Source organism: Pseudomonas sp. CP-1 (genome assembly GCF_021213715.1).
Taxonomy (GTDB): domain Bacteria; phylum Pseudomonadota; class Gammaproteobacteria; order Pseudomonadales; family Pseudomonadaceae; genus Pseudomonas; species Pseudomonas aeruginosa.
This window is the reverse complement of the sequence record NZ_JAJQKY010000017.1, coordinates 47,243-72,659: the sequence shown is the minus strand read 5'-3', so window position 1 is coordinate 72,659 and position 25,417 is coordinate 47,243. Positions and strand designations below refer to the sequence as shown.

At 67.9% G+C, this 25,417-nt stretch carries 25 protein-coding genes and 1 other RNA gene; 11 read left to right on the top strand and 15 right to left on the bottom strand.

Annotated elements, in window-relative coordinates:
* Positions 1 to 54 precede the first annotated feature (54 nt).
* Positions 55 to 1,323: an inorganic phosphate transporter gene (locus LT948_RS25780; RefSeq protein WP_003100079.1), complete on the bottom strand. Its 1,269-nt coding sequence runs from the start codon at positions 1,321 to 1,323 to the stop codon at positions 55 to 57.
* Between the two features lie 46 nt (positions 1,324 to 1,369).
* Positions 1,370 to 2,047 carry a TIGR00153 family protein gene (locus tag LT948_RS25775; protein ID WP_003096272.1) on the bottom strand — a complete coding sequence of 226 codons (678 nt, stop codon included), beginning with the start codon at positions 2,045 to 2,047 and terminating at the stop codon, positions 1,370 to 1,372.
* A gap of 113 nt (positions 2,048 to 2,160) precedes the next feature.
* Here LT948_RS25775 and LT948_RS25770 point away from each other — a divergent pair, with 113 nt between their 5' ends.
* From LT948_RS25770 to LT948_RS25755, 4 genes are all read left to right on the top strand, one after another.
* Positions 2,161 to 3,525, top strand: a complete 1,365-nt coding sequence (locus LT948_RS25770; protein ID WP_009314472.1) for a CYTH domain-containing protein — start codon at positions 2,161 to 2,163, stop codon at positions 3,523 to 3,525.
* 37 nt (positions 3,526 to 3,562) lie between these two features.
* Entirely contained in the window at positions 3,563 to 5,347 is a 1,785-nt protein-coding gene (locus LT948_RS25765) for a GspE/PulE family protein (RefSeq protein ID WP_003096276.1), read from the top strand.
* 221 nt (positions 5,348 to 5,568) lie between these two features.
* On the top strand, positions 5,569 to 6,021 hold the full coding sequence (locus LT948_RS25760) for an NfeD family protein (protein WP_003109994.1): 453 nt from the start codon (positions 5,569 to 5,571) through the stop codon (positions 6,019 to 6,021).
* 131 nt (positions 6,022 to 6,152) lie between these two features.
* Entirely contained in the window at positions 6,153 to 6,482 is a 330-nt protein-coding gene (locus LT948_RS25755; protein ID WP_019485021.1) for a DUF2388 domain-containing protein, read from the top strand.
* Between the two features lie 34 nt (positions 6,483 to 6,516).
* On the opposite strand, the gene gcvP is transcribed toward LT948_RS25755, so the two are convergent.
* The 6 genes from gcvP to LT948_RS25725 form a co-directional block, all read right to left on the bottom strand.
* Positions 6,517 to 9,393, bottom strand: a complete 2,877-nt coding sequence (gene gcvP, locus LT948_RS25750) for an aminomethyl-transferring glycine dehydrogenase (protein WP_031285798.1) — start codon at positions 9,391 to 9,393, stop codon at positions 6,517 to 6,519.
* 173 nt (positions 9,394 to 9,566) lie between these two features.
* Positions 9,567 to 9,956, bottom strand: a complete 390-nt coding sequence (gcvH, locus tag LT948_RS25745) for a glycine cleavage system protein GcvH (RefSeq protein WP_003107397.1) — start codon at positions 9,954 to 9,956, stop codon at positions 9,567 to 9,569.
* A 46-nt stretch (positions 9,957 to 10,002) separates the two neighbouring features.
* Positions 10,003 to 11,085, bottom strand: a complete 1,083-nt coding sequence (gcvT, locus tag LT948_RS25740; protein WP_003136048.1) for a glycine cleavage system aminomethyltransferase GcvT — start codon at positions 11,083 to 11,085, stop codon at positions 10,003 to 10,005.
* A 150-nt stretch (positions 11,086 to 11,235) separates the two neighbouring features.
* Positions 11,236 to 12,855: an ABC transporter permease gene (locus tag LT948_RS25735; RefSeq protein ID WP_023098222.1), complete on the bottom strand. Its 1,620-nt coding sequence runs from the start codon at positions 12,853 to 12,855 to the stop codon at positions 11,236 to 11,238.
* 67 nt (positions 12,856 to 12,922) lie between these two features.
* Positions 12,923 to 13,921 (bottom strand): extracellular solute-binding protein, encoded by a 999-nt coding sequence (locus tag LT948_RS25730; RefSeq protein ID WP_023098223.1) that lies wholly within the window; start codon positions 13,919 to 13,921, stop codon positions 12,923 to 12,925.
* 67 nt (positions 13,922 to 13,988) lie between these two features.
* Positions 13,989 to 14,903: a LysR family transcriptional regulator gene (locus tag LT948_RS25725; RefSeq protein WP_015503819.1), complete on the bottom strand. Its 915-nt coding sequence runs from the start codon at positions 14,901 to 14,903 to the stop codon at positions 13,989 to 13,991.
* 96 nt (positions 14,904 to 14,999) lie between these two features.
* Between LT948_RS25725 and LT948_RS25720 the strand changes: the two genes are divergently transcribed.
* Positions 15,000 to 16,193 carry an MFS transporter gene (locus tag LT948_RS25720; RefSeq protein ID WP_033995448.1) on the top strand — a complete coding sequence of 398 codons (1,194 nt, stop codon included), beginning with the start codon at positions 15,000 to 15,002 and terminating at the stop codon, positions 16,191 to 16,193.
* 38 nt (positions 16,194 to 16,231) lie between these two features.
* Complete coding sequence (locus LT948_RS25715) at positions 16,232 to 17,053, top strand: hypothetical protein (RefSeq protein ID WP_003136060.1); 822 nt, start codon at positions 16,232 to 16,234, stop codon at positions 17,051 to 17,053.
* Between the two features lie 36 nt (positions 17,054 to 17,089).
* Here LT948_RS25715 and LT948_RS25710 read toward each other — a convergent pair whose 3' ends face one another.
* The 5 genes from LT948_RS25710 to LT948_RS25690 are packed head-to-tail and all read right to left on the bottom strand — an operon-like array spanning position 17,090 to position 21,913.
* Positions 17,090 to 18,307 carry a 2-octaprenyl-3-methyl-6-methoxy-1,4-benzoquinol hydroxylase gene (locus LT948_RS25710; protein ID WP_009314482.1) on the bottom strand — a complete coding sequence of 406 codons (1,218 nt, stop codon included), beginning with the start codon at positions 18,305 to 18,307 and terminating at the stop codon, positions 17,090 to 17,092.
* A 28-nt stretch (positions 18,308 to 18,335) separates the two neighbouring features.
* On the bottom strand, positions 18,336 to 18,818 hold the full coding sequence (locus tag LT948_RS25705) for a hotdog fold domain-containing protein (protein WP_019372280.1): 483 nt from the start codon (positions 18,816 to 18,818) through the stop codon (positions 18,336 to 18,338).
* Positions 18,819 to 18,822: 4 nt separating this feature from the next.
* Positions 18,823 to 20,007 carry a 2-octaprenyl-6-methoxyphenyl hydroxylase gene (gene ubiH / locus LT948_RS25700; protein WP_003096305.1) on the bottom strand — a complete coding sequence of 395 codons (1,185 nt, stop codon included), beginning with the start codon at positions 20,005 to 20,007 and terminating at the stop codon, positions 18,823 to 18,825.
* Positions 20,008 to 20,014: 7 nt separating this feature from the next.
* On the bottom strand, positions 20,015 to 21,349 hold the full coding sequence (gene pepP / locus LT948_RS25695; RefSeq protein WP_003096308.1) for a Xaa-Pro aminopeptidase: 1,335 nt from the start codon (positions 21,347 to 21,349) through the stop codon (positions 20,015 to 20,017).
* A gap of 9 nt (positions 21,350 to 21,358) precedes the next feature.
* Positions 21,359 to 21,913, bottom strand: a complete 555-nt coding sequence (locus LT948_RS25690; RefSeq protein WP_003099193.1) for a YecA/YgfB family protein — start codon at positions 21,911 to 21,913, stop codon at positions 21,359 to 21,361.
* 188 nt (positions 21,914 to 22,101) lie between these two features.
* Here LT948_RS25690 and LT948_RS25685 point away from each other — a divergent pair, with 188 nt between their 5' ends.
* The 4 genes from LT948_RS25685 (at position 22,102) to LT948_RS25670 (ending at position 23,455) form a co-directional block, all read left to right on the top strand.
* A complete protein-coding gene (locus LT948_RS25685) occupies positions 22,102 to 22,311 on the top strand; it encodes a TIGR02449 family protein (RefSeq protein ID WP_003096314.1) in 210 nt (69 codons plus the stop codon).
* Positions 22,308 to 22,622, top strand: coding sequence for a cell division protein ZapA (locus LT948_RS25680; protein WP_003096316.1), 315 nt, complete (start codon positions 22,308 to 22,310; stop codon positions 22,620 to 22,622). The genes LT948_RS25685 and LT948_RS25680 overlap by 4 nt, the downstream gene beginning before the upstream one ends.
* 33 nt (positions 22,623 to 22,655) lie before the next feature.
* Positions 22,656 to 22,834, top strand: a non-coding RNA gene (ssrS, locus tag LT948_RS25675) — 6S RNA.
* Positions 22,835 to 22,843: 9 nt separating this feature from the next.
* On the top strand, positions 22,844 to 23,455 hold the full coding sequence (locus LT948_RS25670) for a 5-formyltetrahydrofolate cyclo-ligase (protein WP_022581041.1): 612 nt from the start codon (positions 22,844 to 22,846) through the stop codon (positions 23,453 to 23,455).
* Positions 23,456 to 23,505: 50 nt separating this feature from the next.
* On the opposite strand, the gene LT948_RS33210 is transcribed toward LT948_RS25670, so the two are convergent.
* Entirely contained in the window at positions 23,506 to 23,637 is a 132-nt protein-coding gene (locus LT948_RS33210; RefSeq protein ID WP_003096323.1) for a hypothetical protein, read from the bottom strand.
* 184 nt (positions 23,638 to 23,821) lie between these two features.
* On the opposite strand from LT948_RS33210, the gene LT948_RS25665 reads away from it, so the two are divergent.
* Positions 23,822 to 24,280 (top strand): EVE domain-containing protein, encoded by a 459-nt coding sequence (locus LT948_RS25665; RefSeq protein WP_033995450.1) that lies wholly within the window; start codon positions 23,822 to 23,824, stop codon positions 24,278 to 24,280.
* 9 nt (positions 24,281 to 24,289) lie between these two features.
* On the opposite strand, the gene LT948_RS25660 is transcribed toward LT948_RS25665, so the two are convergent.
* Entirely contained in the window at positions 24,290 to 25,414 is a 1,125-nt protein-coding gene (locus LT948_RS25660) for an ABC transporter permease (protein WP_003110669.1), read from the bottom strand.
* Positions 25,415 to 25,417: the final 3 nt, after the last annotated feature.

Sequence of the window (25,417 nt, the reverse complement as noted above, 5' to 3'; positions counted from 1 at the left end):
GTGGATAAAACCGTCCGTTCCGGTTCCGCCTGCGCCAGCCGACGAAGACCGCGCTCAGGCACCGAACAGCGCGCGCAGGACCAGGAAGAACAGGATCGCCAGCACCGCGCCGGCCGGCAGGGTCACTACCCAGGACAGGAAGATCGAGCCGATCACCCGCAGGTTGAGCGCGCCGATGCCGCGCGCCATGCCGATGCCGAGCACCGCGCCGACCAGGGTATGGGTAGTGGACACCGGCAGGCCGATGGCCGAGGCGCCAACCACCGTGGAGGCGGTCGCCAGCTCGGCGGCGAAGCCGCGGCTGGGGGTCAGCTCGGTGATCTCCCGGCCGATGGTCGCGATCACCCGGTAGCCATAGGTAGCCAGGCCGATGACGATGCCCACCGCGCCCAGCAGCAGTACCCAGGACGGCACCGGCGAACGGCTCACCAGATCCAGGTCGCCGCCGGCCTGGACCACCGCGACGACCGCCGCCACCGGGCCGATGGCGTTGGCCACGTCGTTGGCACCATGGGCGAAAGCCATGGAGCAGGCGGTGAAGATCATCAGCACCGCGAAGACCCGCTCGACGCTGGCGAAGCCGCCACGCGGATCGGCTCCGCCAGTGGGTCGGATACGCAACAGCAGGACGATACCCAGGCCCATCACCAGGCCGCCGGCGAGCAACGCCAGACCCAGCGTCTGGAGGCCGGAAAGCTCCAGGCCGACATGCTTCAGGCCCTTGCCGACGGTCATCAGCGCGACCATGAAGCCCGCCAGGAACATGTACAGCGGCACGTAGCGGCGCGCGCTGCGGAACGGGTCCTCGGCATGCAGTACCAGCCACTGCACGCTCCTGAACAGGGCGAAGGCGAGCAGCCCGGACAGCACCGGCGTCACCACCCAACTGGCGACGATCGGGCCGATCGCGCCCCAGTGCACCGCGTGCACCGAGACACCGACCGAGGCGAAGCCGATGATCGCGCCGACGATGGAGTGGGTGGTCGACACCGGCCAGCCCTTGATCGTCGCCAGCAACAGCCAGACCCCGGCGGCCAGCAAGGCCGAGAGCATGCCGAAGACCAGCAGGTCGGGGGTCATGTACTGCGGATCGACGATGCCGCTCCTGATCGTTTCAGTGACCTCGCCGCCGGCGAAGTAAGCACCGCAGAACTCGAAGACCATCGCCACCAGGATCGCCTGGCGGATGGTCAGCGCCCGTGAGCCCACCGAGGTGCCCATAGCGTTGGCGACGTCGTTGGCGCCGACGCCCCAGGCCATGAAGAAACCGAACAGGCAGGCGAGTACGAGGAAGGCGAAGCCGTGGTCGGCGATCAGGGACATGGGCGGGGATCCGTATGCGGGCAGAAGGCGGAAAGAAACCTGGCGCTCAACGCGCCAGCAATTGCTCCAGGCGGTTGCCGACCCGCTGGGCGCGGTCGGCGACATCGCCGATCCATTCGATGATCTGGTAGAGGAACATCACGTCCACCGGCGGCAGCTCGCTTTCCAGGCGGAACAGCTCGCGGCGCACCTCGACCTGGATGCGGTCGGTGTCGTTCTCGATCGCCTCGAGTTCCTCCACCATGCTTTCCACCAGACTGGTCTCGCGCCCGCCGAAGCCGGTCTCGAGCAGTTCGTTGAGTTCGTTGACTACCCGCAACGCCTGGGCGCTGGCGTCCACCGAGCGCTGCACGTAGGCGAGCATCTGGCCCTGCAGCGGCAGCGGGATGCGCATGCGCCGGCCGAGCATCAGCCCGGCGATGTCCTTGGCGCGATTGGCGACTTTGTCCTGTACACTGAGCAGCTCCAACAGATCGGAGCGCGGCACCGGAAGGAACAGGCTCTTGGGCAGGTGCATCCGGACGTTCTTCTTCAGCCGATCGGCTTCCTGCTCCAGTCGCACCATGTCCTGCTGAACCTGTTCGACCTGCGCCCAGTCCTCGGCGATCACCGCGCGGAAGAACGGCAACAGGCCGGCCGCGCATTCGTGGGCCTTGGCGATGTGCTGCTGCATCGGCCCGATCGGCGAACGGCCGAACAGGCTGATGAACGGATTGGTCGGCATGGAACGCCTCCCTGGTGGAAATGCCGAAAAGTATAGGCCACCCACCCCGCGCGCCTTTGATCTGGAACACCTTCACCCGCGGACGCCTGGCGTCCCGAGCCGGACATCGCCCCATGCAGAAAGAAACCGAAATCAAACTCCGCGTCAGCCGCGCCACCCTGGAAGCCTTGCAGGAGCACCCGTTGCTGAAGAAACGCAACAAATCGGGCTGGGAGCGCCGCGAACTGTACAACCAGTACTACGACACCCCCGGCCGCGAGCTGGCCCGGGCCAAGGTCGCGCTGCGCATGCGCCGCGACGGCGAGCAGTACATCCAGACGCTGAAGAGCCGCGGGCAGAGCGTGGCCGGGCTGTCCGAACGCAACGAGTGGGACTGGTACCTGGAAAAGAACAAGCTCGACCTGAAGAAACTCGACGACAAGTGCTGGCCGGCGGCCCTCAAGGACCTCGACAAGAAGCAGCTCAAGCCGATCTTCAGCACCGACTTCGTCCGCCAGCGCGCCGAGATCGCCTGGGGCCGCGGCAAGGCCAGGGTAGTCGTGGAGGCGGCGCTCGACCTGGGCAAGGTGGTCGCCGGCGACAACCAGGAGGAAATCTGCGAACTGGAGCTGGAACTGCGCCAGGGCGATGCCGCCGCGCTGCTCGAGCTGGCCGCGGAACTGGCCGCCGACCTGCCGCTGATGCCCTGCGACATCAGCAAGGCCGAGCGCGGCTACCGCTTGTTCGACCCGAACAGCTACGAGGTCGATCCCCCGGCGCAGAAACTGCTGGCGGAAACCCCGCTGGACGGTGCCTTCGCCGCCATCGCCTGGTACCTGCTCGGCAGCAGCCAGCGACTGGCCGAACAGTATCGCTTCAACGGCCACTGGCGCCTGCTGGAGGACTGGCTGCAACACCTGCAGGACCTGCGTACCCTGCTCGGCAGCCTCGGCCAGGCGGTGCCACGCGCCAGCAGTCGCGAGCTGCGCGAAGCGCTGGACGCTCTCCTCGCCGACTGGGCGCCGCGCATCGAGCGCGGCCGTGACGACGAGACGCTACGCCAGCAGGCGCCGCAACTGTTCCGCGGCGAACTCGACGAGACCCGCTGGGGCCTGTTCTCCCTGAATGCCTCGCGCTGGCTGCTGGCCAAGGCCTGGACCGAGTCGCGCAACGAGCGCGGCAACCGCCAGGGCGCCGCCGCGCTGGGCAAATGGCTGCTGCGCAGCCTTGCCGAAGAAGCCCAGGCCACGCCGCTGGCGCGCGCCCACCAGCATCCCGAGCTGCTTCCCGACCAAGCGCCGCGCCTGCAGCGCATGCTTACCTGGTTGCGCCTGGCGCGCGGCGTGCTCGACCTGCCGGAAGCCGACCGCCTCTACGGCGAACTGGCCAAGTTGCTGGAGCTGCTGCGGCAACCTGTCGATGCCGAGCGCCTGGCTGACCGCGCCACGCAGGCCCATACTGTGCTGACGCTCAAACCCTGGAAGGCGCTGATGAAATAAGCTTCGCCGCTACCGCCATCATCCGAAGGGAGTCTGCATGTCCGTGTTCGCCACCGCCGCCCAGGACCGCCTGCTGGACCTCGGCGACCTGCTCCGCGAGCTGGTCGCCCAGGGCCGGGTCGGGCAGGAGCAGGCCGAACAGTGCCTGGCGATCCGCCGCAGCGCGGTGCGCAACCAGCAGCATCCGCTGGAGTTCCTCGCCGCGCAGCAGGTCGAGGATCTCAAGCGCCCCGGACGCAAGCTCGACCTGGAGACCCTCACCCAGTGGCTGGCCGAGTATGCCGGCCAGCCCTACCTGCGCATCGACCCGCTGAAGATCGACGTCGCCGCGGTGACTCCGCTGATGTCCTACGCCTTCGCCCAGCGCCATGGCATCCTCGCCGTCGCGCTGAGTCCGGAGGAAGTCACCATCGCCAGCGCCCAGCCCTTCGTACAGGGCTGGGAAAGCAACCTGGTGCATGTGCTCAAGCGACCGATCAAGCGGGTGGTGGCGAACCCGGCGGACATCCAGCGCTACACCGTCGAGTTCTTCCGCCTGGCCCGCTCGGTCAGCGGCGCCACCTCGCCGGACCAGAAGATCAGCGGCGTCGGCAACTTCGAGCAGTTGCTCAACCTCGGCGCCGCCGACCAGGAGCCGGACGCCAACGACGCGCACATCGTCACCATCGTCGACTGGCTGTTCCAGTACGCCTTCCAGCAGCGCGCCAGCGACATCCACATCGAGCCGCGCCGCGAGCAGGGCACCGTGCGCTTCCGTATCGACGGCGTGCTGCACAACGTCTACCAGTTCCCGCCGCAGGTGACCATGGCGGTGGTCAGCCGCCTGAAGTCGCTGGGACGGATGAACGTGGCGGAGAAACGCAAGCCGCAGGACGGCCGGGTCAAGACCAAGACCCCGGACGGCGCCGAGGTGGAGCTGCGCCTGTCGACCCTGCCCACCGCCTTCGGCGAGAAGATGGTGATGCGCATCTTCGACCCCGAGGTGCTGCTCAAGAGCTTCGACCAGCTCGGCTTCTCCGCCGACGACCTGCGCCGCTGGCAGAGCATGACCAGCCAACCCAACGGCATCATCCTGGTCACCGGCCCCACCGGCTCGGGCAAGACCACCACGCTCTACACCACGCTCAAGCAACTGGCCACCGACGAGGTGAACGTCTGCACCATCGAGGACCCGATCGAGATGATCGAGCCCTCGTTCAACCAGATGCAGGTCCAGCACAACATCGACCTGACCTTCGCCAGCGGCGTACGCGCCCTGCTGCGGCAGGACCCGGACATCATCATGGTCGGCGAGATCCGCGACCTGGAGACCGCCGAGATGGCGATCCAGGCGGCGCTCACCGGGCACCTGGTGCTCTCCACCCTGCACACCAACGACTCGCCCACGGCGATCACCCGCCTGCTCGAACTGGGCGTGCCCTACTACCTGATCCGCGCCACGGTGCTCGGGGTCATGGCCCAGCGCCTGGTGCGCACACTCTGCCCGCACTGCAAGGCGCCGATGCAACTGGCGGACAGCGACTGGCACGAACTGACCCGCCCTTGGAGCGCCCCGCCGCCCAGCGGCGCGCACCAGGCCGTGGGTTGCCTGGAGTGCCGCGACACCGGCTATCGCGGGCGCGCCGGCGTCTATGAAATCATGCTGCTCAGCGATAGCCTGAAAGAACTGATCACCGCCGACACCGACCTGGTCGCCCTGCGCCGCCAGGCGTACAAAGAAGGCACCCGCAGCCTGCGCCTGTCCGGCGCGCAGAAGGTCGCCGCGGGTATCAGTACGCTGGAGGAAGTACTGCGGGTGACCCCGCAGAGCGAACAGAAGTAGCGGCACATCCCGTCGGCGGAGTTCCGACGGTTGCACGGCACAACGCCGGACGGGCCTGCCAGGCCCACAGACAAGGATGTAGACGATGACGAGCGCTCCCCCCGCCGTCCCCGCGCCGACGCTCCCCAGCCCCGGCGCACCGCACCTGCGGCGAGCCGCGAGCGGCGTCCCTGGCCCGATGTGGCTCGGCCGGCCGCCGAGCCGGCGCTGAGGGCCGGCCGATGGAAATCCTGCTGCTACGCCTGGACTTCTGGGACTGGCTGGCCTTCGGTACCGTCCTCCTGCTCCTGGAAATCTTCGGTGCCGGCGGCTATCTGCTGCGGGTCGGCCTCACCGCCGCTTGTGTCGGTGCGCTCGGCGCGCTCCTGCCGGGACTGGCCTGGCCCTGGCAGGTAGGGCTGTTCGTCCTGCTCTCCGGGCTGGTCGCCGCCTTGCATCGACGCCGTCGCCGCAAGGCCGGTAGCGTCGAGGAAACGCCAGGGTTGCAGCGACGCGGCGACGACCTGTTCGGCCGCACCTTTCCCTTGCACCGGGCGATCGTCGGCGGGCTCGGCGAGCTGCGCGTCGAGGACGCGTTATGGCTGGTCAGCGGTCCCGACCTGCCGCGCGGCGCCCTGGTCCGGGTCACCGGCCAGGACGGCGCCCTGCTGCACGTCGAGCCTGCCGCGCCCTGAATCGCTGTAGCTCCCGGCCGGCGGGGGCTGTACGGCAGCGGAAAAAGCGACCGGACGGTCATCCCCGCTGGAACTCCGGGACGGCAAACGCGATCTGATGTAACACGCAGCCCCCTATCAGGAGTTCCCCCATGCGTTCCGTCAAACTCGCCGCCGCCACCCTGGTCATCGCCGCCCTGCCGCTGGGCTCGGCCACGGCCGATACCTTCTGGCGCAACATCATTTCCTCGGGTGCCACCACGGCCTCCACCTACCTGACCTTCCGCCACGACCACAAGCTGATCGTCGCCGCGCAGGACGACGCCGGCAGCTACATCGCCAGCGACGGCGCGATCCGCGGGCCGTACCTGGAAGCCGCCCTGCAGAAGCTGCGCAACGACAACCCGGACCTGCAGGCCAGCGACATGGAACTGGCCAGCGCGATCCTCGCCGGCGGCGAGCAGTCCGCCGTCCAGCAGTAGGCCCCGGCGACCTCGCCTCCGCCCGGAGGCGAGGTCACTCGCGGTAGTCGTCCAGCGGCACGCAGGCGCAGAACAGGTTGCGGTCGCCGTAGACGTTGTCCACCCGGTTAACCGCCGGCCAGTACTTGAACGCCCGCGCATGTTCGCTCGGGGTCACCGCCTCGGCGATCTCGTAGGGTCTCTGCCAGATCCCGGTAACGTCGGCCAGGGTATGCGGCGCCCGTTTCAGCGGGTTGTCCTCCGCCGGCCAGTCGCCGCTTTCCACCTTGCCGATCTCGGCCCTGATGCTCAGCATCGCCTCGACGAAGCGATCCAGCTCCGCCTTCGACTCGCTCTCGGTCGGCTCCACCATCAGCGTGCCCGGTACCGGGAAGGACATGGTCGGGGCGTGGAAGCCGTAGTCCATCAGGCGCTTGGCCACGTCTTCCTCGGTGATCCCGGTCTGCGCCTTGAGCGGTCGCAGGTCGAGGATGCATTCGTGGGCGACGCGCTCGTTGCGCCCGCGGTAGAGCACCGGGAACGCCCCGTCCAGGCGGTTCGCCAGGTAGTTGGCGGAGAGGATCGCCACCTCGCTGGCGTCGGCCAACTGCGGGCCCATCATGGCGATGTACATCCAACTGATCGGCAGGATGCTGGCGCTGCCCCAGGGCGCCGCGCTGACCGCGTCGTTCAGCGGGTTCGGCCCTTCGACGCGGATCACCGGGTGGTTGGCGACGAACGGCGCCAGGTGCCGCTTGACCCCGATCGGCCCCATGCCCGGCCCGCCACCACCATGGGGGATGCAGAAGGTCTTGTGCAGGTTCATGTGCGAGACGTCCGCGCCGATGTCCGCCGGTCGCGCCAGGCCGACCTGGGCGTTGAGGTTGGCGCCGTCCATGTAGACCTGGCCGCCGTGGCGGTGGACCACTTCGCAGATCTCGCCTATCCCCTCCTCGTAGACGCCGTGGGTCGAGGGATAGGTGATCATCAGGCAGGACAGCCGGTCGCCCGCCTCGGCCGCCTTGAGGCGCAGGTCGTCGAGGTCGACGTTGCCGCGGGGATCGCACTCGACGATCACCACCCGCATGCTGGCCATGATCGCCGAGGCCGGGTTGGTGCCATGCGCCGATGCGGGAATCAGGCAGATGTCGCGCTGGCTATCGCCGCGGCTCTGGTGGTAGCGGCGGATCGCCAGCAACCCGGCATACTCGCCCTGTGCTCCCGAGTTCGGCTGCATGCAGATGGCGTCGAAGCCGGTGATCGCCCGCAGCCAGGCTTCCAGTTCGTCGATCATCCGGCGATAGCCCTCGGCCTGCTCGCGCGGCACGAACGGATGCAGTTCGGCGAATTCCGGCCAGGTGATGGGGATCATCTCGCTGCTGGCGTTGAGCTTCATGGTGCAGGAGCCGAGCGGGATCATCGCCTGGTTCAGCGCCAGGTCCTTGCCTTCCAGCTGGCGCAGGTAGCGAAGCATCTCGGTCTCGCTGTGGTGGGCGTTGAACACCGGATGCTGCAGGTAGGCCGAAGTGCGTTGCAGGACCGCCGGAATGCCGTCGGCCACCGCCCCGCCATCCAGGTGTGCGACATCCAGCCCGTGGCCGGCACCGAGGAAGATCTCGAACAGGGTCGCCAGGGTCGCCGCGTCACAGGTTTCGTCGAGGCTCAGGGCCAGCCGCCGGTCGTCGACCACGCGCAGGTTGACCCGCGCCGCCCGCGCCCGCTCGAGGATCGCCGCCTGACGCTCGCCGACCTCGTAGGTCAGGGTGTCGAAGAAGTACCGGTTGAGCCGCCGCAGTCCCTTGCTTTCCAGGCCCGCCGCCAGCAGCGCGGTCAGGCGCTGGACACGTTGGGCGATGCGTTTCAGCTCCTGCGGCCCATGGTAGACGGCATACAACGAAGCAATGTTGGCCAGCAGCACCTGGGCGGTGCAGATGTTCGAGTTGGCTTTTTCCCGACGGATGTGCTGCTCGCGGGTTTGCAGGGCCATGCGCAACGCCGGGTTGCCGCGGGCGTCGCGGGAAACGCCGATGATCCGCCCCGGCATTGCCCGCTTGTACCCTTCGCGGGTGGCGAAGAACGCCGCGTGCGGCCCGCCGTAGCCCATCGGTACGCCAAAGCGCTGGGCGCTGCCGAGCACCACGTCGGCACCGAGTTCCCCCGGCGGGGTCAGCACCAACAGGGCGAGCAGGTCGCTGGCGACGCAGGCCAGCGCCTGTTGACCGTGCAACGCCTCGATAAGCGGGCGCAGGTCGCGGATCTCGCCACGACTGTCCGGGTATTGCAGCAAGGCGCCGAACACCGCGTGGGCGGCAAGATTGTCCGGCTCGTCGACGACCAGTTCGAAACCGAACGCCTCGGCGCGGGTGCGCAACACCGAAACGGTCTGCGGATGGCAATGCGCATCGACGAAGAACCGGTTGCTCCTGGCCTTCGCCACCCGCCTGGCCAGGGCCATGGCCTCGGCGGCGGCGGTGGCTTCGTCGAGCAGCGAGGCGCTGGCCAGGTCGAGTCCGGTGAGGTCGATGGTCAGCTGCTGGAAATTCAGCAGCGCTTCCAGGCGGCCCTGGGCGATTTCCGGCTGGTAGGGCGTATAGGCGGTGTACCAGCCGGGATTCTCCAGCACGTTGCGGAGGATCACCGGCGGCGTCACGGTGCCGTAGTAGCCCATGCCGATCAGGCTGGTCCAGCGCTGGTTGAGCCCGGCGTAGCCGCGCAGGCGCGCCAGGGCGGCCTGTTCGTCGAGCGCGGCGGGCAGTTCCAGCGGCCGGTTGAGGCGGATCGCCGGCGGCACCGTCTGCACGATCAGTTCGGCGCGAGTGGAAACTCCGAGGAAATCCAGCATGGCCTGCTGTTCCGCCGGATCGGGGCCGAGGTGGCGGCGCAGGAAGGCATCGGCGGGCTGGAGCTGGGCGAGGGACGGCGTCTGCGACATGGCTTCGGTCTCGTTGGGGGCGGCATCGCCCTGCCAGCGATCGTCGCCGAACGGATATCGAATGAGAAAGCAACGACGGCGAAAACGCATTTCGCCGCTGCAAAAAGAACAAAGCCTCGAATGATCGAGGCCTTGTCCAAGGATAGCGGGTTTTGTCGCGACTACGCGGCGGCTCAGCCTTCCGCGTCGACGGCGGCCTGGTAGCCAGCGGCGTCGAGCAGCTTGTCCAGCTCGGCCGGATTGCTCGGCTTGAGCTTGAAGAACCAGGACGCGTACGGGTCGTTGTTGACGTCTTCCGGGGTGTCGGCCAGGGCTTCGTTGATAGCGATGACTTCGCCGCCGATCGGCGAATAGATGTCGGAGGCGGCCTTCACCGACTCGACCACGCCCGCTTCCTGGCCGGCGGCGAGGGTCTTGCCCAGCTCCGGCAGCTCGATGAAGACCACATCGCCAAGGGCTTCCTGGGCATGGTCGGAAATGCCCACGGTAACGCTGCCGTCGGCTTCCAGACGAGCCCATTCGTGGCTCTGGGCGTAACGCAGTTCGGCGGGAATATTGCTCATCTTGTTTTCCTCGAAGTCGGGGGCGACGGCGGTCGCCATTGCCAGGTTAGATCAGGGGCTTGCCGTGACGCACGAAACTGGGCTGGACCACCCGTACCGGGTACCACTTGCCGCGGATTTCCACCTCGGCGCGGTCGCCGGTGGCGGCCGGCACGCGGGCCAGCGCGATGGACTTGTTCAGGGTAGGCGAAAAGCTGCCGCTGGTGATCTCCCCCTCACCAATGCCAGCTACCCGCACCACCTGGTGGGCGCGCAGCACGCCGCGCTCCTCCAGAACCAGGCCGACCAGCTTCGGCTGGTCGCCGGCGGCCTTCTGCGCTTCCAGCGCGCGGCGGCCGACGAAGTCCCGCGCAACCGGCTCCCAGGCTACGGTCCAGCCCATGTTGGCGGCAAGCGGGGAAACGCTTTCGTCCATGTCCTGGCCGTAGAGATTGAGCCCGGCCTCCAGGCGCAGCGTATCGCGCGCCCCCAGGCCCGCCGGGGATATCCCGGCGCCAACCAGCTCGTTGAGGAAGCCCGGCGCCTCGGCGGCCGGCAGCATGATCTCCAGGCCGTCCTCGCCGGTGTAGCCGGTGCGGGCGATGAACCAGTCGCCCTCGGCACGGCCCTGGAACGGCTTGAGTTCGCGTATCAGCGCGGCGCGTGCCGGGGATACCAGTTCGGAGCTGTGCACGCGGGCGTTGGGGCCCTGGATGGCGAGCATCGCCAGGTCGCCGCGTTCCTGCAGGTCGACCTTGAAGCCGGCGGCCTGCGCCTGCATCCAGGCGATGTCCTTGTCGCGGGTGGAGGCGTTGACCACCACCCGGTAGCCGTTCTCGGTCAGGTAGACGATCAGGTCGTCGACCACCCCGCCCTCTTCGTTGAGCATCGCGCTGTAGAGCGCCTTGCCGGTCTCGCCGAGGCGCGCCACGTCGTTCGCCAGGAGATGCTGCAGATAGGCCGTGGCCTGCTCGCCGGCGACGTCGACCACGGTCATGTGGGACACGTCGAAGACGCCGCAGTCACGCCGGACCTGATGGTGCTCCTCGACCTGCGAACCGTAGTGCAGCGGCATGTCCCAACCGCCGAAATCGACCATCTTGGCGCCGAGCGCGACGTGCAGCTCGTAAAGCGGGGTGCGCAATCCCATGGGTATTCTCCTTCCGGGCGTAGCGGGTGCCGTCGGCAGAGACCGCCGGCACGAAATCGCGCGCATTGTAGCCGCAAGCCCCGGAGCAGGACACCATGGAAGCGTGCCGCGATCTGTGCATAGACCCTACGGCCTGCATGGATACTAGGCTCAGCGATCGGAATGATGGGCAGAACGACGAATCAACCCGACCACCGGTAGCAGGCCGACCAGCACCAGGGTCAGGGCCGGCAGCGAGGCGCGCGCCCATTCGCCCTCGCTGGTCATCTCGAAGATCCGTACGGCCAGGGTGTCCCAACCGAAGGGACGCATCAGCAGGGTCGCCGGCATCTCCTTGAGCACGTCGACGAAGACCAGCAGCGCGGCGCTCAGCGAGGCCGGCAGCAACAGCGGCAGGTAGACCCGCAGGAACAGCAGCGGGCCGCCCACGCCGAGGCTGCGCGAGGCTTCCGGCAGCGACGGGCGGATCCGCGCCAGCCCGCTTTCCAGCGGCCCGTAGGCCACCGCCATGAAACGGATCAGGTAGGCCAGCAGCAGGGCGAACAGACTGCCCAGCAGCAGCGGCTTGCCGGCGCCGCCGAGGGCGCTGGAAAGCGGGATCACCCAGTGATTGTCCAGCCAACTGAAGGCCAGCATGATCGAAACCGCCAGGACCGAGCCCGGCAGCGCATAACCGAGGTTGCCCAGGCCCACCGCGCCGCGGATAGCGCGGGTCGGCACCAGGCGCACGGCGAAGGCCAGCAGCAGGGCCACGGCGACCGTCGCCAGCGCAGCGATGCCGCCCAGCGTCAGGGTATGGCCGATCAGGTCCCAGTAGCGCTCGTCGAGGTCGAAACGGCCCTGGCGCCAGAACCAGACAACCAGTTGCGCCACGGGAATCACGAAGGCGCAGAGGAACACCAGCCCGCACCAGGCGCTCGCCGCCAGCGCCCTGGCGCCGCGCAGGCGGTACAGCGGCGCGCCGCGCGGACGCTCGCTGGCGGCCTTGGCTCGGCCTCGCGTGTGGCGCTCGCCGAGCAGCACCAGGCATACCCCGAGCAACAACAGGCTGGCCAGCTGGGCGGCGCTGGAGAGGCTGTAGAAGCCGTACCAGGTCTTGTAGATGGCGGTGGTGAAGGTGTCGAAGTTGAACACCGATACCGCGCCGAAGTCGGCCAGGGTTTCCATCACTGCCAGCGCCAGGCCGGCGCCGATCGCCGGCCGCGCCATCGGCAGGGCGACCCGCAGGAACGCCTGCCAGGGCGACAGGCCGAGGACCCGCGCGGCTTCCATCAGGCCCTTGCCCTGGGCGATGAAGGCGCTGCGCGCGAGCAGGTAGACATAGGGATAGAACACCAGCACCAGGACCAGGATCACCCCGCCGGTGGAGCGTACGCGCGGCAACCGCAGGCCGCTGCCGAACCACTCGCGCAGCAGGCTCTGCACCGGTCCGGCGAAATCCAGCAGGCCGACGAAGACGAACGCCAGGACGTAGGCCGGGATCGCGAACGGCAACATCAGCGCCCAGTCCAGCCAGCGCCGCCCGGGGAATTCGCAGAGACTGGTGAGCCAGGCCAGGCTGACCCCGAGCAGAGTCACGCCGATGCCGACGCCGAGCACCAGGGTCAGGGTGTTGCCGAGCAGGCGCGGCAACTGGGTATCCCACAGGTGGCTCCAGATTTCCCGGTCGATCTCCAGCCAGCTCAGCAGCAGCACGCTGAGCGGCAGCAGCACCAGCGCGGCAACGGTGAAGGTGATGGGGTACCAGCGGCGGGGAGCGGGATGGGCCACGAAATCCTCGGTGCGGAACGAACGACGCCCCGCTCGGACGAGCCGGGGCGCCGAGTATAACCGGCGGTCAGTTCCAGCCGGCGCGGTCCATCAGGCGAATCGCCTCGGCCTGGCGCTTGCCGGCGACTTCCACCGGGATGCTGTCGGCCTTGAAGCTGCCCCAGCTGGCGACTTCGGCTGACGGCGCGACCTGCGGGTTGGCCGGGAATTCCTGGTTGATCCCGGCGAACAGCGCCTGGGCGTCGGGCCCGGTCATCCATTCCACCAGCGCCTTGGCTGCCTCGGGATGCGGCGCGTGGCGAGTCAGGCCGATGCCCGACAGGTTGACGTGGACGCCGCGGTCGGCCTGGTTCGGCCAGAACAGCTTGACCCGCAGGTTCGGGTTCTGCTTGTGCAGGCGTCCGTAGTAGTAGGTATTGACGATGCCGACGTCGCACTGGCCGGCGTCCACCGCCTGGATCACCGCGTTGTCGTCGGCGAATACGTCGGTGGCCAGGTTGTTCACCCAGCCCCGGAGGATTTCCTCGGTCTTCTGCGCCCCGTGGGTCTCGATCAGGGTCCCGGTCAGCGACTGGTTGTAGACCTTCTTCGCCGTGCGCAGGCACAGGCGGCCTTCCCATTGCTTGTCGGCCAGGGCTTCGTAGGTGCTCAGCTCTTCCGGCTTGACCCGCTCGGTGGAGTAGACGATGGTCCGCGCGCGCAGCGACAGTCCGGTCCAGCTATCGGTGCTGGAACGATACTGCGAGGGAATGTTCCGTTCGATGGTGGCCGACTTGAACGGTTGCAGCAGGCCCATCTGCTCGGCCTGCCAGAGGTTGCCGGCGTCCACGGTGAGCAGCAGGTCGGCCGGGGTGTTCGCGCCTTCGGCCTTGATCCGCGCCATCAGCGGCGCTTCCTTGTCGGTGATGAACTTGACCTTCACGCCGGTCTTGCTGGTGTAGGCATCGAACACCGGCTTGATCAGCTCGTCGATGCGCGAGGAATACACCACCACTTCGTCGGCGGCCTGGGCCAGGCCGGTGATGCCCAGAGCCAGGGCGGCGAGTAGAGCTTTGCTTGCCTGCATGAAGAACAGCCTCGTCAGCGGAACGTAGGCACGAATGATAAGAAATCTCGCTTGCGAACCCGCGCGACTAAATGTGTCGGGGTGTTTCGCCTGCGTCCAGGCCGCCGAGGATGGCGAGAAACGCCTCCACCGCGGCGCTGCGGCCATGGCGGCGGGTGAAGACGAGGAAATCGGCCAGCGCCTCGGGCTCGGCCAGCGGGCGATAGACGACTCCGGCCCGGGCCAGCGCGGTGCTGCAACGCGGCACCAGGGCAACGCCCTGGCCGGCCGCGACCAGGGCGATGATCGAGGTGATCTGGCGTCCGGCCGGTCCCCTCGTCAGCGCCAGCCCGGCCTTCCGGTAGAGGCGCTCGATCAGTTCGTTGAGGCCGGAGCCGTAGTCCAGCGGAAACAGGATCAGCGGCCGATCACGCAGATCGTACAGGCCGATCCGCTCTTGCCGCGCCAGCGGATCGCCGTTGGGCACGGCCACCACCAGCGGCTCGCCGCCCAGGGCCAGCACCTCGATGCCGACCTGGCCTTCCGGCGGCGGCAGGCGCCCCAGCCCCACATCGATGCCGCCTTCGGCGATCTGCGCCCATTGCGCCGCCGAAGCGCCTTCGAGCAGCTCCAGTTGCACCTCCGGATGGCGCTCGCGGAACAGTCGGATCGCCTCGGTGAACAGGTCCGACAGGGCGATGGAGCTGGCGTAGCCGAGGGTCAGGTGGCCGGCCAGCCCCTGCGCCAACTTGCGGGCGAAGCCGGCGGTGCGCTCCAGTTGGTCCAGCAGGCCGCGTGCGTAAGGCAGGAACAGGCTGCCCTCGGCGGTGAGGGTCACCGCCCGGCTGGAGCGGTCGAACAGGCGAAAGCCCAGCTCTTCCTCCAGCGCGGATATCTGCCGGGTCAAGGGCGGCTGCGCCATGTGCAGGCGCTGGGCGGCGCGGCCGAAATGCAGGGTTTCGGCAACGGCTGCGAAGCAGCGCAGGCGGCGTAGGTCGAGCATGCGGTTCCTCGGTATCGATCGGTCCTGAATCGGTATTGGCCAGCCCGTCGGGAGCGCCCCTATAACAGGGGGTTTCTCGTCCAGGCAGAGCGTTCCATGAATTCGTCCCAGGGTTTCCCCCGCCTCGCGCTGTTTCTCTGCGGTTGCGCTGCGTTCCTCAATCTCTATACCACCCAGGGCATCTTCGACGAACTGGCGGCGAGCTTCCACATCAGCGCCCATCAATCGAACTGGAGCATCACCGCCACCACCCTGGCGGTGGCCCTCGCCGCGCCCTTCGTCGGCCGGCTCAGCGGCGGCCGCGAGCGCAGCCGGGTGATCGCCTTCGCCGCCAGCCTGCTCTGCGTGCCCATGCTGCTGGCCGCCCATGCCGGCAGCTTCGCCGCCTTCCTGCTCTGGCGCTTCGCCGAGGGGATGCTGATTCCCCTGCTGTTCGCCAGCAGCGTGGCCTACATCGGCGAGCGCTGGAGCGGCGGCGCGGTCATCGAGCTGACCAGCCTCTATGTCGCCGGGACCATCCTCGGCGGCTTCGCCGGACGCTTCCTCACCGGCCTGCTGACCGAGGAGTGGGATTGGCGCGTCGCCTTCCGGATCCTCGCCGGGCTGACCCTGCTCATCGCCGTCGCCATCCGCGCGCTGCTCCCTGCCAATTCTGGCAGGCACTCGCCCGCACCCGGGAAACGCCCCTTAGTATCCCGTGAACTGTTCCGGGCTCCGCTGCTGTCGTCCTACGCGGTGGGGTTCTGTGTCCTCTTTTCCCAGGTCGCCATGTTCACCTATATCGGCATCCATCTCAGCCGTCCGCCGTACAGCCTGGACACCGCTCAGCTCGGCTCGATCTACGCGGTGTTCCTCCTCGCCCTGCTGGTGATTCCCGCCAGCGGCCGCCTGGCCCGCGCCCGCCCGCACCGCCAGTTGCTGCTGGGCGCATCGCTGCTGGGCGTCTGCGGCTCGCTGCTGACCCTGGCGCCGGGCCTGCCGACGATTCTCGTCGGCCTGGCTCTCAGCGCCACCGGCGTGTTCCTCGCACAGTCCACGGTCAACGCTTTCACCGCCAGCAACGCCGGGACCGACAAGGCCGGCGCCGTCGGCCTCTACCTGGCCTGCTACTACGCCGGCGGCAGCTTCGGCGCGGTGCTGCCGGCGCCATTCTGGGACCGCTGGGGCTGGCCGGGCTGCCTGGGCCTGATCCTCCTGGCCCAGTTGCTGCCGTTGCTGCTGACCCGCTACGGCTGGTCCGCACCACAGGCCGAACGCGCGGCCCTGCGCGCGTCGCAAGGAAGACCGTAACCATCGCAAGAACAACAAGAACCGACAGGAGGTTAGCCATGAACCATGTCATCACCCCCCACAGCAAGCTGCTCGGCGTCATCGAGCCAGTCCTCAACGACATGCCCGCCGGCCCCCTGCGCCATGCGCTGTTCCGGGCCTTCTGGGACGAGACGGCGTCGTTGCTGGACATCGAGGACGCCTTCGCCCGGGTCACCGCCCGGCGCCAGGCGGTCGAGCCGCTGCGCAAGTTCTTCGCCAGCTGGTCGAAGACCAACAACTCGGCGGCCAGCGTTTCCGGGTTGGCCAATCGCCTGACCCTGCTGGCCCGTTCGGAACAGGGTTCGGCAGCGGCAGACCAGCTCTATCGAGCCTGCGGCAGCCTACAACGGATCACCGACGAAGACCTCGGCGCCCTCGGCAACACCGTGCATGCCGATCTTTTCTACACCATGGCCACCACCCTTTGCGGCGACGACCGCTGGCTGCTGCGCGAGAACTGCCTGCCTTCGGCGCAGGCGTTCAAGGACTGGACCGACCGCCAGCGCCTGCGCGAGCGCGACCTGATGCAGGGACTGCTGACCACGCTGGTACACGAGGTCTATACCCACGGCGAGGTGGAGTACATCCACCCGCTGTACAAGGAATGGTTCAGCCGCGACATGGGCGTACCCGCCGAACGCGCCCGCGCCACCGTGGCCTGGGTAACGGTGCACACCGGCGGCACCGAGAGCAATCACTTCGCCCACGCCACGGCGGCGGTGAACGCCTTCGTCGAGGCGATGGAAATCGAGGTGAACGAAGAAGCCGCGCGCAACCTGTTCGGGCTCTACCTGCGCAACAAGGCGCAGGTCATGCGTGACTGCGCGGCGATGTTCTGAGGACTGGCGGCCCTCCCGTCAGGGGAGCCGCCCCGCTCAGACTCGTGCCAGCGCCGGCAGGTCGCCGCTGAGGCCAAGCGCCTGGCGGACGAACAGCGCCTTGGCCTCGTGATGGCCGTCGACCAGGCGCAGGCCGGCGTTGCGCAGCCAGCGCAGCGGCAACCGGTCGGCCTGGAACAGGCGTTCGAAGCCTTCCATCGCCGTCATCATGCCCAGGTTGTGCGGCATCCGCCGCCGCTCGAAGCGACTCAGCACGCGTTCGTCGGCAAGCCGTTCGCCGCGCTCCAGGGCATGCAACAGGACCTCGGACAGCACCGCCGCATCGAGGAAACCCAGGTTCACGCCCTGTCCGGCCAGCGGGTGGATGGTGTGCGCAGCGTCGCCGACCAGCGCCAGGCCTGGCTCGACGTAACGCTTGGCGTGCCGCTGGCGCAGCGGGATGCACAGGCGCCGGTCGGCATGCAGGATGGCGCCCAGGCGCTGTTCGAAAGCTTCGCCGAGGGCGGCGCGGAAGCCATCCTCGTCCAGCGCCATCAGCCGTTCTGCCTGTTCCGGGGTGGTCGACCAGACGATCGAGCACCAGTGTTCGTCGCCGCGGTCCGGCAGGGGCAGGAAGGCCAGCGGGCCGTCGTCGGTGAAGCGCTGCCAGGCGGTTGCGCGGTGCGCGTTCTCGCAGCGCACGCTGGTGACGATGGCGTGGTGCAGGTAATCCCATTCGCGGGTGGCGCAGCCGGCCAGGCGGCGTACCGCCGAGTTGGCGCCGTCGGCGGCGACCACCAGCGGCGCGCGCAGCTGACGGCCGTCGGCCAGGGTCAGCAGCCAGTCGTCACCGGAGTGGCGCATCTGTTCCAGGCGCGCGTTGGCCAGCAGGCCGGTGGTGGAATCGTGCAGGCGCTCCAGCAGGGCGTCCTGCACCACCCGGTTCTCGACGATATGGCCGAGCACCTCGGCGTGCACGCTGGCGGCGCTGAAGCCGATCCGCCCGGTGCCGGAGCCATCCCACACCTGCATCTCGCGATAGGGCTCGGCGCGGCGCGCGACGATGCCGTCCCAGGCGTGCAGGCGCTGGAGAATCCGCCGGCTGGCTTCGGACAGCGCACTGACCCGCGGCTCGTAGGGCGCCTCCGGCTTGAACGGCGCCACGTCGAGCGAGCCGCCGTCCACCAGCAGCACCTCCAGGCCGCTGCCCTCCAGCGCCAGGGCCAGGGCGCTACCGACCATGCCGGCGCCGACGATGACCAGATCCGCGTGCATATCCTCGTTCTCCACTCGTGGGCCCTCTTCAGGCCGCGTTCCGCAGGCGCGGCTTGAGCCGCACGTACAGGGTTTTCTGAACCCGCGCCACCAGGGTGCCGGCGGCGTCGCGCACTTCGGCGTGCAGCCGGGGCAGGTACTTCTCGCCGCCGGCGGTCCGCTCGCGGACCTCGTCGAGCAGCTTCTGGTCGATGCTGAAATGCGCATACACCGGGCCCTTGCCCGGGCTGACGAACTCGATGTTGGCCGCCTTGTCCCAGACCACGTAGTCGCGGCCCAGGTTCTCCATCAGCATCAGCATGAAGAACGGGTCGGTCATCGCGTAGAGGCTGCCGCCGAACTGGGTGCCTACATAGTTGCGATTGAGCCGGTTCAAGCCCATGCGCACCCGAACCTCGCGGAAATCGCCAGCGATGTGCCGCACACGGATGCCCGCCCCCAGGAAGGGCGGGTAGAGGTTCATGGCGAAGCGCAGCAGGCGGGCCTTGCGCGCCCTCGACCAGACCGGCATGGCGCTACAGCGGCCGCGCGCCGAGGCCCATGGCCTGGCGGGCGAACCAGCGCTTGGCCGGCGGCAGCAGGTCGAGCCCGAGCAGGCCGAGGTTGCGCCCGGCGCCGAGCAGCGCGCGGTCGTTGGAGAACAGCCGGGTCACCCGGTCGGAGAAGCCGACGGTCATCTGCTGGTCCAGGCGCTGCCCATCGAGGTAGCGCTGCAGCACGGCGAACTCGCCCAGCGGCGCGTCGTCGTGGAGCAGGGCGTCGACCAGCGCCAGGGTGTCGCGCAACGACAGGTTGAAGCCCTGGCCGGCGATGGGGTGCAGACTGTGCGCAGCGTTGCCCAGCACCACCAGGTGCGGACGCACCTGCTCGCGGGCCTCGACCAGGTGCAAGGGGTAGCAGTGCCGTGCGCCGACCTGGCGGAAGGCGCCGAGGCGGTAGCCGAAGGCAGCCTGCAGCTCGCCGAGGAAGGCCGCGTCATCGAGGCCACGCAGACGTTCGGCGTCCTTGCCTGGGCGGGTCCAGATCAGCGCGCAACGGTTCTCCGGCAACGGCAGCAGGGCCATCGGACCGCTGGGGGTGAAGCGCTCGAAGGCCTGCCCGAGGTGCGCCTCGGAGGGCGATACGTTGGCGATCAGCGCAGTCTGCCGGTACGGCGTCTGCTCCACGGCGATGCCGAGTTGTTCGCGCAGCCCGGAACGACCGCCATCGGCGAGGATCGCCAGCTCGCAATCGAGTTGCGTCTCGTCGTCGAGGGTAAGCCGGTAACCGCCCTCCCGGGCTTCCAGGGTCTTCACTTCGGCCGGGCAGTGCCAGCGCACCACCTCGGGGTCGAGCGCCTTCCACAGGCACTGGCCGAGCCAGGCGTTCTCCACCACGTAGCCCAGCGCCGGCACGCCTTCCTCGATGGCGGTCAGGCGGGTGGCGCCGAAGCGGCCGCGGTCGGAAACATGGATATGCAGGATCGGCTCGGCGCGCTCGGCGATCGCCGGCCACAGGCCGAGTCGCTCGTAGATCTGCCGGCTGCCGTAAGACAGCGCCGAAGAGCGGGCGTCGTAGCTGGGCTGGTAGGCATTGCCGGGGGCGAAGGGTTCGATCAGCACGATCGACCAGCCGCGCTCCCGAGCGCCGGCCTGCAGGGCCAGCGCCAGCGAGGCGCCGACCAGGCCCCCGCCGATGATCGCCAGGTTGACCTTGCTCATCGTCACCTCAGGCTGCCTCGCTCTTGGCCGCGGCCATCAGCGCCTCGATCTCGGCGACGGTCTTCGGCACGCCGTTGGTCAGCACTTCGCAGCCATTGCGGGTGACCACCACGTCGTCCTCGATGCGTACGCCGATACCGCGCCACTTCTTCGCCACCGAGGTATTGTCCGGGGCGATGTAGATGCCCGGCTCGACGGTCATCGCCATGCCCGGTTCGAGCACCCGCCATTCGCCGCCGACGCGGTACTCGCCGACGTCGTGCACGTCCATCCCCAGCCAGTGGCCGGCGCGGTGCATGTAGAAAGCCTTGTAGGCCTCGTGGGCGATCAGCTCGTCGACGTCGCCCTCCAGCAGGCCCAGGCGCACCAGCCCGGCGGTGATGACCCGTACGGTGGCCTCATGGGCCTCGTTCCAGTGGCGACCGGGGGCGATGTAGTCGAACGCCGCCATGTTGGCTTCCAGCACCAGTTCGTAGATCGCCTTCTGCTCGGGGCTGAAGCGGCCATTGGCGGGGAAGGTACGGGTGATGTCGCTGGCGTAGCAGTCGATCTCGCAGCCGGCATCGATCAGGATCAGGTCGCCGTCCTTGATCGCCGCATCGTTCTCGCGGTAGTGCAGGATGCAGGCGTTGCGTCCGGCGGCGACGATCGAGCCGTAGGCCGGCATCTTCGCCCCGCCCTTGCGGAACTCGTATTCCAGCTCGGCTTCCAGGTGGTACTCGAACAGCCCCGGCCGGCACACCTCCATCGCCCGGATGTGCGCCCGGGCGGAGACCTCGGCGGCGTAGCGCATGACCTTCACTTCGTTGGCGCTCTTGTACAGCCGCTGGTCGTGCAGCAGGTGGTCGAGGGCAACGAACTCGTTCGGCGGCTGCGCGCCCTGGCGGGCCTTGGAGCGGATCACGTTGATCCAGTCCATCAGCCGGCGGTCGAAGTCGGGATTGGCGCCAAGGGCGTAGTAGACCCGGTCGCGGCCTTCGATCAGGCCGGGCAGGATGTCGTCGATATCGCCGATGGGAAAGGCGTCGTCGGCGCCGTACTGGCCGATCGCACCGTCCTGGCCGGCGCGCAGGCCGTCCCACAGTTCACGCTCCGGATCCCGCTCGCGGCAGAACAGCACGTATTCGCCATGGGCACGGCCGGGAATCAGCGCCATCACCGCCTCCGGCTCGGGGAAGCCGGTGAGGTACTGGAAGTCGCTGTCCTGGCGGTAGACATGCTCGACGTCGCGATTGCGGATGTACATCGGCGCCGCCGGCAGGATAGCGATGCTGTTGGGTTCCATCTGCGCCATCAGCGCCTTGCGCCGACGGGCGTACTCCGACTTGGGGATACGGATCATGCAGAAACCTCAGTGCAGTGAAGGCTTGGGAGCGGGCTCCAGCGGCTTGCCGCACTCGGCGAACAGCAGCAGCGGAGCGACCCGCAGGTATTCCATGACTTCCATATAGTCCGTCTCGCCATCCTCGCTGTCTTCCAGCTGGCCCTGGACCTGGGCGATGGCGGCCATGTCCTGCAGCACTTCCTCGGCCTCGCCGGTCAGGCTGCCTTCGCGGGCGGTGAGGCCGAAGCCGGCGAGGAAACCCTGGCACCATTGGCCGAGCGCCTCGGTGCGCTGGGCGAGCGGGGTTTCGTCGTCGGGCAGGAGCATGACGACGGCGACCTCGCCGGCGGAAAAGTCCTGCCGGACCATGCCGAGCAGGCCGGACAACGCGGCCTTGAGTCGTTCGCCCGGCGCGCCGCCGAGCAGTTCGGCGGCAGCGTGTTGCCAGGCGGCCTCGTCGAAGCCGGCGCCGGCGCAGACCCGACCCAGCAGATGGCCGTGCAGTTCGGCCGGCGAGACCGGCATGGCCGCCTCGGCGAGAAGGGAGGAAAAGGCGCTGTAGGCGGAATTCTGAGTGGACATCTCGGGACCCTGACGGCTGGGCGCCATTGGGGCGCTACACGTGAAATGAAGATGGTTATCCTAGCACCGCCCGCCCCGGCAAGACCATGCGACCGGTTGCCGGCGCGCCGGCCCGGCCGGGGCATTGGCCCCGACCGGGGACGATCCTATATAGTTGTCCAATCACCCCAATTCCCAAGCGAGAGCCCATGGAAGACGCCGATCTGCAATTGTTGACGGCCAAGTTCGACCAGCTGCTCCAGAAGCTGGAACAGCTCAAGGCGGAGAACCGGCTGCTGCGGGCGAACGAAAAGTCCTGGCGCGAAGAGCGCGCTCATCTGATCGAAAAGAACGAAATGGCGAGACACAAGGTCGAAGCGATGATTTTGCGTCTGAAAGCCTTGGAGCAGGACACATGAGCCAGTCGAATACCCTCACCGTGCAGATTCTCGACAAGGAATACTGCATCAATTGCCCGGACGACGAGCGCGCCAACCTGGAAAGCGCCGCCCGTTACCTGGACGGCAAGATGCGCGAGATCCGCTCCAGCGGCAAAGTCATCGGCGCCGACCGGGTTGCCGTGATGGCCGCCCTCAACATCACCCACGACCTGCTGCACCGCAAGGAGCGCCTGGACCAGGAAAGCAGCTCGACCCGCGAGCGCGTGCGCGAACTGCTCGATCGCGTCGACCGCGCCCTGGCGAATCCGGCCGATGCCGGCGAAGCCTGACCCGGGCACGGCCAATTCGGGTATACTGGCCTCCGCTCCCTGGTGTGTTGGCCAGTCGGTGATGTCCCTGAGCCGATAACTGCAACAACGGAGGTTGCCAGTTGGACCGGTGTGCATGTCCGCACGACGGAAAGCCTTAAGGTCTACTGCAACCGCCACCTTGAACTTTCGGGTTCAAGGGCTAACCCGACAGCGGCACGACCGGGGAGCTACCTTTCCACATGATCGAATCGCAAGACCTCAGCCGCCCGGCCCTGCGCCGCAAGCTCCGCCAGGCGCGCCGCGCGCTCTCCCCCCTGCAGCAACGCCTCGCCGCCCGCGCCCTCTATCGACAACTGGCGCAGCATCCCCTTTTTCGCCGTGCCCGCCATATCGCCCTGTACCTGCCCAACGACGGCGAGATCGACCCGCGTCCGCTGCTGCGTGCGGCGCAGAAGCGCGGCAAGGCCACCTACCTGCCGGTGCTGGCGCCCTGGCCGCGGACGCGCATGGTGTTCCAGCGGGTCGGCAGCGGCGAACGCTGGACCCGCAACCGCTTCCGCATCAGCGAACCGCTGGCCGACGCCGGCCGCCAGCGCAAGGCCTGGGCGCTGGACCTGGTACTGCTGCCGCTGGTGGGGTTCGACGAACAGGGCGGGCGCCTGGGCATGGGCGGCGGCTTCTACGACCGCAGCCTGGCCTACCTGACGAGGCGCAAAAATGGTCACAAACCGACGCTGATCGGCCTGGCCCATGAATGTCAGAAGGTGGATCGACTGGCGCTGGCCAGCTGGGACATTCCCCTGGCGGGAACGGTGACCGATGTGGGCTGGTACGTGGCAGGGAAACGCTAGGAAGGAGGGAGAACCCTGGGTACCGCGTTCCATGCGATACCCGGCGAGTCTTACGGCTGTTGCGTCACCTGGGCGGGCGTACTGGCCTGTCGTTCCCAGAGGCTCTGGGTATAACCGGTGGTGACGACCCCAAGTCCGAAGATGATGACCAAAACCCACAGCAAGTCTGGCTTGCGCTTCATCGATTGCCTCCCCCTTCCAGGCAATTTTCGAGGCCGGTCCTTGCGATTATCTTATCGCCTGAGCACCCTGCCCCGCTGAAAAACGGCATTTTCCGATAAGCTGAAGTCATACGCAATTACACCGGCGACCGGTGGTCACGCGCAGACGTTTCCTACGTACATCTACGAAAGAGGAGCAAAGTTCATGCCTGCCTACTGGCTGATGAAATCCGAGCCGGACGAACTCTCGATCCGCGACCTGCAGCGCCTCGGAACCGCCCGCTGGGATGGCGTGCGCAACTGCCAGGCGCGCAACTTCATCCGCAGCATGAACCCCGGCGACCTGTTCTTCTTCTACCACTCCAGTTGCCCGCAGCCCGGCATCGCCGGTATCGCCCGCATCGAGGGCGAAGCCTATCCCGATCCCACGGCCCTGGATCCCGCCAGCCCTTACCACGACCCCAAGGCCAGCGCCGAGAAGAATCCCTGGAGCGCCCGCGACGTCAGCTTCGTCGAAGCCTTCGCCGAGGTCGTTCCACTGGCCCGGCTGAAGGCGCAGGACGCCCTGGCCAACCTCGCCCTGGTGCAGAAGGGCAGCCGTCTCTCGGTGATGCCGGTCAGCGCCGAGGAATGGCAGGCGATCCTGCCGCTGGCGAAACGCTGAAGCCATCGCTCAGGCCATCTGCGAGATGGTCCGGCGGAAACGCCAGAGCGCGCCGAAGAAGAACGCCGAACCGATCGCCACGATGCCGGCGAACTGCGGCCAGACGATGTCGAAACCGGCGCCGCGGAACAGGATCGCCTGGGCCAGGCTGACGAAATGCGTGGTCGGCGCCGCCAGCATGATGTTCTGCACCAGTTCCGGCATGCTTTCCCGTGGCGTGCTGCCGCCCGAAAGGATGTTCAGCGGCAGCAGCACGAGGATGGTCAGCAATCCGAGCTGCGGCATCGAGCGCGCCACCGTGCCGAGGAATATGCCCATGGAGGTGGTGGCGAACAGATGCAATCCGGCGCCGAGCAGGAACAGTCCCACCGAGCCGCTGATCGGCACGTCCAGCCAGCCACGCACCACCCACTGCAACGAGAGCCCCGCCGCCACCAGCACCACCAGCCCCATCGACCAGACCTTGGCCATCATGATCTCGAAGGCCGACAGCGGCATCACCAGCAGGTGCTCGACGGTGCCGTGCTCGCGCTCGCGGATCAGCGCGGCGCCGGTGAGGATGATCGACAGCATGGTGATCTGGTTGATCACTTCCATCACCCCGCCGAACCAGGCCTGGGTCAGGTTCGGGTTGAACTCCATGCGCACCTCGATCTGCGCCGGCATGCTCGGCTCCGCGCGGTAGCGGCTGACGAACTCGCGCACCTCGGTGGCGACGATGTTCTGGATGTAGCCCGCGCCGGAGAACGCCTGCCCGGTCTGGGTCGCGTCGACGTTGACCTGGATCGAGGGCTTGCGCCCGGCCAGCACGTCGCGCTGGAAGTCCGGCGGGATATCGAGGGTGAAGGTATACAGGCCGACGTCCATGCCGCGATCCATCTCGGCATGCCCGATCATTTCCGGCGGCCGGAAGTACGGGGGCTGGAAGGCATTGACGATACGCGACGAGAGTTGCGAGCGGTCCTCGTCGACCACCGCGATCGGCGCGTGATGCAAGGTTTCCGGAATACCGGTAGCGGAACTGTAGACGCCCAGGGTGAAGGCCCAGACGATCAGTGCCAGCATCGCGTAGTCGCGGCCGAGGCTGCGGAACTCCTTGATGCCCAGGTTGAAGATGTTGGCCAGGCTGCGCATCGC

Excerpts from the sequence above, each read along its gene's own strand:
- LT948_RS25780 (WP_003100079.1), bottom strand. The coding sequence starts at position 1,323 with ATGTCCCTGATCGCCGACCACGGCTTCGCCTTCCTCGTACTCGCCTGC.
- LT948_RS25775 (WP_003096272.1), bottom strand. The coding sequence starts at position 2,047 with ATGCCGACCAATCCGTTCATCAGCCTGTTCGGCCGTTCGCCGATCGGG.
- LT948_RS25770 (WP_009314472.1), top strand. The coding sequence starts at position 2,161 with ATGCAGAAAGAAACCGAAATCAAACTCCGCGTCAGCCGCGCCACCCTG.
- LT948_RS25765 (WP_003096276.1), top strand. The coding sequence starts at position 3,563 with ATGTCCGTGTTCGCCACCGCCGCCCAGGACCGCCTGCTGGACCTCGGC.
- LT948_RS25760 (WP_003109994.1), top strand. The coding sequence starts at position 5,569 with ATGGAAATCCTGCTGCTACGCCTGGACTTCTGGGACTGGCTGGCCTTC.
- LT948_RS25755 (WP_019485021.1), top strand. The coding sequence starts at position 6,153 with ATGCGTTCCGTCAAACTCGCCGCCGCCACCCTGGTCATCGCCGCCCTG.
- gcvP (WP_031285798.1), bottom strand. The coding sequence starts at position 9,393 with ATGTCGCAGACGCCGTCCCTCGCCCAGCTCCAGCCCGCCGATGCCTTC.
- gcvH (WP_003107397.1), bottom strand. The coding sequence starts at position 9,956 with ATGAGCAATATTCCCGCCGAACTGCGTTACGCCCAGAGCCACGAATGG.
- gcvT (WP_003136048.1), bottom strand. The coding sequence starts at position 11,085 with ATGGGATTGCGCACCCCGCTTTACGAGCTGCACGTCGCGCTCGGCGCC.
- LT948_RS25730 (WP_023098223.1), bottom strand. The coding sequence starts at position 13,921 with ATGCAGGCAAGCAAAGCTCTACTCGCCGCCCTGGCTCTGGGCATCACC.
- LT948_RS25725 (WP_015503819.1), bottom strand. The coding sequence starts at position 14,903 with ATGCTCGACCTACGCCGCCTGCGCTGCTTCGCAGCCGTTGCCGAAACC.
- LT948_RS25720 (WP_033995448.1), top strand. The coding sequence starts at position 15,000 with ATGAATTCGTCCCAGGGTTTCCCCCGCCTCGCGCTGTTTCTCTGCGGT.
- LT948_RS25715 (WP_003136060.1), top strand. The coding sequence starts at position 16,232 with ATGAACCATGTCATCACCCCCCACAGCAAGCTGCTCGGCGTCATCGAG.
- LT948_RS25710 (WP_009314482.1), bottom strand. The coding sequence starts at position 18,307 with ATGCACGCGGATCTGGTCATCGTCGGCGCCGGCATGGTCGGTAGCGCC.
- LT948_RS25705 (WP_019372280.1), bottom strand. The coding sequence starts at position 18,818 with ATGCCGGTCTGGTCGAGGGCGCGCAAGGCCCGCCTGCTGCGCTTCGCC.
- ubiH (WP_003096305.1), bottom strand. The coding sequence starts at position 20,007 with ATGAGCAAGGTCAACCTGGCGATCATCGGCGGGGGCCTGGTCGGCGCC.
- pepP (WP_003096308.1), bottom strand. The coding sequence starts at position 21,349 with ATGATCCGTATCCCCAAGTCGGAGTACGCCCGTCGGCGCAAGGCGCTG.
- LT948_RS25690 (WP_003099193.1), bottom strand. The coding sequence starts at position 21,913 with ATGTCCACTCAGAATTCCGCCTACAGCGCCTTTTCCTCCCTTCTCGCC.
- LT948_RS25685 (WP_003096314.1), top strand. The coding sequence starts at position 22,102 with ATGGAAGACGCCGATCTGCAATTGTTGACGGCCAAGTTCGACCAGCTG.
- LT948_RS25680 (WP_003096316.1), top strand. The coding sequence starts at position 22,308 with ATGAGCCAGTCGAATACCCTCACCGTGCAGATTCTCGACAAGGAATAC.
- LT948_RS25670 (WP_022581041.1), top strand. The coding sequence starts at position 22,844 with ATGATCGAATCGCAAGACCTCAGCCGCCCGGCCCTGCGCCGCAAGCTC.
- LT948_RS33210 (WP_003096323.1), bottom strand. The coding sequence starts at position 23,637 with ATGAAGCGCAAGCCAGACTTGCTGTGGGTTTTGGTCATCATCTTCGGA.
- LT948_RS25665 (WP_033995450.1), top strand. The coding sequence starts at position 23,822 with ATGCCTGCCTACTGGCTGATGAAATCCGAGCCGGACGAACTCTCGATC.
- LT948_RS25660 (WP_003110669.1), bottom strand. The coding sequence starts at position 25,414 with ATGCGCAGCCTGGCCAACATCTTCAACCTGGGCATCAAGGAGTTCCGC.